At 67.7% G+C, this 5,068-nt stretch carries 4 protein-coding genes and 1 pseudogene; 3 read left to right on the forward strand and 2 right to left on the reverse strand.

Features of this window, described 5'->3' with window-relative positions:
- Window positions 1-2,470: 2,470 nt before the first annotated feature.
- The 3 genes and pseudogenes from ACIRO3_RS36830 to ACIRO3_RS36840 all read left to right on the forward strand — a co-directional run.
- Complete coding sequence (locus ACIRO3_RS36830; RefSeq protein ID WP_404144132.1) at window positions 2,471-2,863, forward strand: ATP-binding protein; 393 nt, start codon at window positions 2,471-2,473, stop codon at window positions 2,861-2,863.
- An 89-nt stretch (window positions 2,864-2,952) separates the two neighbouring features.
- A complete protein-coding gene (locus tag ACIRO3_RS36835) occupies window positions 2,953-3,330 on the forward strand; it encodes a hypothetical protein (protein WP_404144127.1) in 378 nt (125 codons plus the stop codon).
- 30 nt (window positions 3,331-3,360) lie between these two features.
- Window positions 3,361-3,944 (forward strand): annotated as a pseudogene (locus tag ACIRO3_RS36840) (IS481 family transposase); the annotation flags it as partial.
- 335 nt (window positions 3,945-4,279) lie between these two features.
- On the opposite strand, the gene ACIRO3_RS36845 reads toward ACIRO3_RS36840, so the two are convergent.
- The gene (locus tag ACIRO3_RS36845) at window positions 4,280-4,570 is read right to left on the reverse strand and encodes a hypothetical protein (protein WP_404144129.1); all 291 of its coding nucleotides are present in this window, start codon (window positions 4,568-4,570) and stop codon (window positions 4,280-4,282) included.
- Entirely contained in the window at window positions 4,567-4,923 is a 357-nt protein-coding gene (locus ACIRO3_RS36850; protein ID WP_404144131.1) for a hypothetical protein, read from the reverse strand. Before ACIRO3_RS36850 ends, ACIRO3_RS36845 begins: the two co-directional genes overlap by 4 nt.
- Between the last annotated feature and the right edge of the window lie 145 nt (window positions 4,924-5,068).

Raw genomic sequence — 5,068 nt, forward strand, 5'->3', positions numbered from 1 at the left:
GGCGCTTCCTTCGTTTCCGACTCTATCAGACTCTTTCGTGTCCGATTCCCGGTCGAAGCGGGTTTCGCTTTCCAGTTCTTCGCTTTCGCGTTTCCTTTTCCGGCGATTCCGACTCTATCAGAAGTTTTCCACCGGATTTCCCGGCTTCAGATTCCTGGATGAGGAGTCGAGGGTGCCCTGTCTGAATTCGATTCATCAGGGCTGTGTTGCCGAACCGTTCCGCTCGAGGCAACCGTTCTACTCTACCTCAGCTTCAGACAGGGGTCCAATCGGCCCGAGGGCGCCCGTCGAACCACGCGTCGGCCGACCGCCCGCCCCGCCGACAACCAGGCTGACCGCGACCCAGGCCGCCATGGGCCGGACCGTGGACCAGGCCCCGAACTCCATCCCGGGGACTCTCCCATCCAGCCAGAGTCCCGAGACGGTGCGAGCCGGCAGCTGACATCACCGCCCCGAGCTGCGGCTGACTCAGCTCGTTCAGGACAGCCAACCTCGACGGACCGCCCTGTCGCACTGTCCTCACAGCCGCGCTTCGCCACTTCGACCCGCCGGACAGACCAACCGGACCAGGCCGCGGCCTGCGGCGTCTCGCAGCCGTCCGTCCGGTACGACACCTCGTCCACGAGCGAGGAGCCCCAGGGGCGGCCGTTTCGGGGCGGCAATCTGGGTCGGTGAAACCGTGGAGCACCGCCACCGAGCGCGACCTACGGCATCTGCTCAATGGGTTGCTCGCCCCTCTGCTCGGTCGCCTCCACCGCGGCGCCGGACAGACGGAGGTTGACGTGTTCCCGCGGTAGGAGCTGGTGGAACACTTCGGCCTCGCTCCTTCGGCCCTGCGTCCCGACACGACGGCAGCGGAAGTGACTGCCTGGTGGACGTCGCCCGGCCGGACCGACAGCACCGCCAGTAGCTGAACGGCGCCGGTGCGGGTGCGGATGTAGTCGGGGGCCCGGCAGGTACAGGCCCCTGCGGTCGACTCCACGCTTGTACGTACGCCTCAGCCATCCGCCGGATCCTGCAACCGGCGTCTCCTGCCGGAGAGCCGTAAACCACGCCACCGGCAGCCTCCGCGGCTGACCACAAGAATTTGATCTCGCGACCATTGGCACAGCCGGGGCGCCCACGGCCCTTTCACGTCAGGCCGGCGACCCACCGGCCGTGGCCCGTGTCCGTCTCCCCACCCGCGTGGACGGCCCCGTCCCGGCCAAGCGACACCCTGGCCGGACGCGACGTGCTCCTCACGCGCACACAAGCGAACCATTGGCCATGGGTAAAACGAAGTTCGAGCTCGAAGGGCCTGGCCGTCGCGGAGGCGCGTTGGCGGCCCTGGGCCTGTGGTTCGGAGGGCCGGAATCTGGAGCCGGCGGAGGCGCCTTTGATCACTCCGGGCGGCCTGCCGATGCGGGAGGCCGACTGGGCCCCGCTGATCAAGAGCTGGTATCCCCGAGCCACATCGGTCAGTGGACCAACCCCAAGGCTGGCAAGCGAACCGGATCTGGACCTTCGAGATGGAGCTGCCGTGCTCACGGCACATGCTTGTCCGCCAGGTCCTCCATCTGCACCACCACGCCTGGACCGAGCCCCACGTCCCCGCCTTCCGCTACTTCGGGGCGTCCCGCGCCGGCTTCCGGACAATCCGCGGACCGAGGTCGACAAGCCCGATCCTTCCGACTCAACGATCAACAATGCGTATGCCGAGCTCGCCGCCCACTACGGCCCTTGGTGCATCCGGCCTACGGCCCGACCCGAGGACAAGCCGCGGGTCGAGCGGCGGATGCCCTACACCCGGGACTCGTTCTGGCGGGGCGGGAGTTCATCTCGATCGAGCACATACAGACCGAGGTTGTGACCGGAGCCAGAAGGTGGCCGGCCGACGACAGTGCCGGCCGTCGCAGGGAGCCGCCCCGATGGCGATATTCGAGGCCATCGAAGCCGAGACCTGGCTTCCTACGCCGCCCACCGCATTCGTGCTGACCCGCTGATCAACGGCGCTGGTTGGTCCGGACATCCGATGTCGGTGAAGCCTGCCGGACCGTGGTCGACCAGCTGCTGGAGGTCAACGTGCTCTACCGGCCCCGCGCCGCTCAGAGAGTCCTCGCGCTGAAGAAGAAGTACGGCGACGCGAGGCTGGAGGCCGCCAGCGCGAGGGCCGTCACGGTAGGTGATCTGACCTACCGCACCATCAAGGGCATCCTGATCGCCGGCACCGAGACCGATCCGAAGCCCGAACCGAGCGGGAACGCGGGTGCCGCAGCATTCCCCTACGGTCCAAGAGGCTCTTCGCCTCCGTCGCCCCGTCCAGGACGGCGGATGAGCTCCACGACGACCAGGTCACGGTGAAGCTGGAGAAGCATCTGATGAGCGTGATGGCGCCTGCCCTGCGTGAGTCGCTGAAGTCCCTGCGGCTCCCGGGGACGCTTGAACCCTTGATGCCCGTCTGGCCCAAGCCCACGGCGGAGGGCTCGGGCACCTGGCCTTCCTCCAGCTCCTCTGCCGGGACGAGATCACCCGACGCGAGACAAGTACCGTCCAACGACGCCTGACAAGGGCGGAGTTCGAGCAGAAGATTACCCTGGAGGAGTTCGACTTCACCGCCTCCTCCAAGCTTCCGGCCGCCCAGATCCTCAGCCTCGAGGCCCTGGCTGCTCCACTCCGGCGGGTCGATCAACCTGTCCGACCGGCCGGGCTCAAGAGACACGTCGCCCATGCCCTCGGCCACCTCACCGTCCGCCAACGTGCCCACGTCCGCCTCGCCAAGATCAACCAGCTCCCCGCAGACTTCGTCGGCGGCCACGCGGATCGCACCTGGGACAAGCGGTCCGTGAACTGGCACGGCCCGACGTGCTCACCCTTGACAGGCTGATCAACAGCAACCACCACGTCGTCATGAACGGCCCCAGCTATCGTCCGACCAGGCCCACCTCCTTGGAGCGTGTCCCAGACGGTCGGCCGATGACGATGTCGGTCCGGAATAAGATCGTCTCTCGCATGGTCGACGCCCACGAAGCAGAAAACGACGTTGAGCATGCCGTCATCGCCCGCTATCGATTGACCGGTGGCCGCCTCGGCGAACCTGGCCAACGGGAGGTCGTCCGCAAGGCCCAGGCCCTGCTGACCGAGGCGATCGATCAAGCCGAGGTCGGTGAGTTCGACGGAAACGAATATGGAGGCGGCGAGGTTGTCCTCTTCGCCTACGGACCGGACGCCGATGCACTCTTCGCTGTAATGGCACCTGTCCTGAACGATCTGCCGTTCCGCCCGGCCCACGTCCTCTTGCGCTACGGCCCGCTCGATGACCCATCGGCTGCCGAGCGCCGGGTGGAACTCTGACGAGACAAACCAAACCGCCCTCGGTAGGTCTTGAACAGAACCAAGAACCGTCGTCCGGTCGCGCATGCCGCGTCCGCGATGGGCATGTCGCGGGCCACCGCCCGGAGATGGGTCTTCCGCCCGCGGACGGAAGACGAAGCCGGGCTCCACGACTGGTCCAGCTGGCCACACACGACGCCACACGGACTCCGGCCGCCGTGGCCCGCGAGCTCGGCCCCGCCCGCATCGGCCCGATCCTGGGACGGCCCGCCTCGACGGTCCACCGCAACCTGACCCGCCACGGTCCGCACCGCCCGGCCTGGCTCGTCCGTCCGAGCGGAACCCTGACCCGCCGCTACGAACGCGCGAAACCCGGCGAACTCATACACGTCGACGTGAAGAAACTCGGCTGGCCCCCCGACGGCGGCGGCCACCGCGTCCTGGGCCGTCAGGCAGGCCGGCCCATCCACGACGTGGGCTTCGACCACATCCACTCCGCGGTCGACGACCACACCCGCCTCGCCTACAGCTAGACCCACGCGGACGAGAAAGTCGCGACCTGCGCGGGCTTCCACACCCACGCAGCCGCGATCTGCCACCGCCACGGCACCACCCGGATCGAACGCTGCCCGACGACATGTGATCGAGGACGCCAGATGGACCGTTGGCGGGATGGGGATCGGTCGCCGACGCACGCGGACTTCCCTCGGGGACTGGTCCTGCCTGCCGGCCGCGGGATGACTCGCGAATGCCGCCTCGGCGGTCAGGCCCTCGGATCGCACGGGGCCGGTACACGCGGGTGAGAGGTGAGCGAACGCGCACAGTCGTCGCGCCCACCGGGTGGCCTTCGTACGCAGGCCTCCGCGGAAATGCCCGACCGCGTGGTGCTTCCCGGCGGCGTCCTGATGAGCCGGCATGAGGTGGGGCCCACCAGTCCGGCAACGAATCCCTCACGGGTCGGACGGCGTCGTCAGAGGTTGACGCGCTTCAGGTAGACGCGGGTGCGGTGCGGGATCGTTTGGTACCAGAGCATCAGGTGCTCGTCCTCGTACGTACGGAGCCGCATCGGCTGTTCGTCCTCGTAGAGGCTGCCGTCCTTCGGGTCGACGCCCATCGACGCGAGGTCCACCAATCCGTCCATGACGGCACCGACCGACTTCTGCTGGTCCGCGGGCATGTCTCCGAATACCCACAGCCGGCTGGGATCGCATTCCCACGCCCAGCCGCTCTCGTTCTCCACGCCTTCGCCGCGGGCAGTCACCGGCCGATCTCCTCCTGGGCTTCGGCCAGGATTCGGCTGCTGGTCTCCATCGCTGCCCGGAACTCCTGCTCGGTCGCGCTCGGATCCCCGGCGACGCGTTCTGCTTCGTGGAGAGCCGCCGCGCGGGCGGGCCAGCGATGGATGGCCACATGCGTGGCCCACTTGATCAGGAAAAACCGCAGTGGATTGATGGCGCCCGTGGCGGCGGCACGATCGAACGCCTCGTTGCACTCCCTGTCGAGCACGGCGAGATTGGCCATGTCGATACGGCGCACGGCATCCCGCAGCGCTTCCCGGGTCATGGCCGGCTGAGGGATCAGCGGGCCGCCGTCTTCCAGCTGCTGTGCTGTCATCGTGTCCTCCTGGGGAACGCGGCCAGGATACCCAGCCGAACCTGGCGATTTGGTCCGGAACGCAGAAAAGCCCCGCACCCTGAAGGGTGCGGGGCTTTCCCACAATGATTGTTCGGCGGCGTCCTACTCTCCCACAGGGTCCCCC

It is taken from the genome of Streptomyces sp. NPDC102278, from assembly GCF_044766345.1.
Lineage (GTDB): Bacteria > Actinomycetota > Actinomycetes > Streptomycetales > Streptomycetaceae > Streptomyces.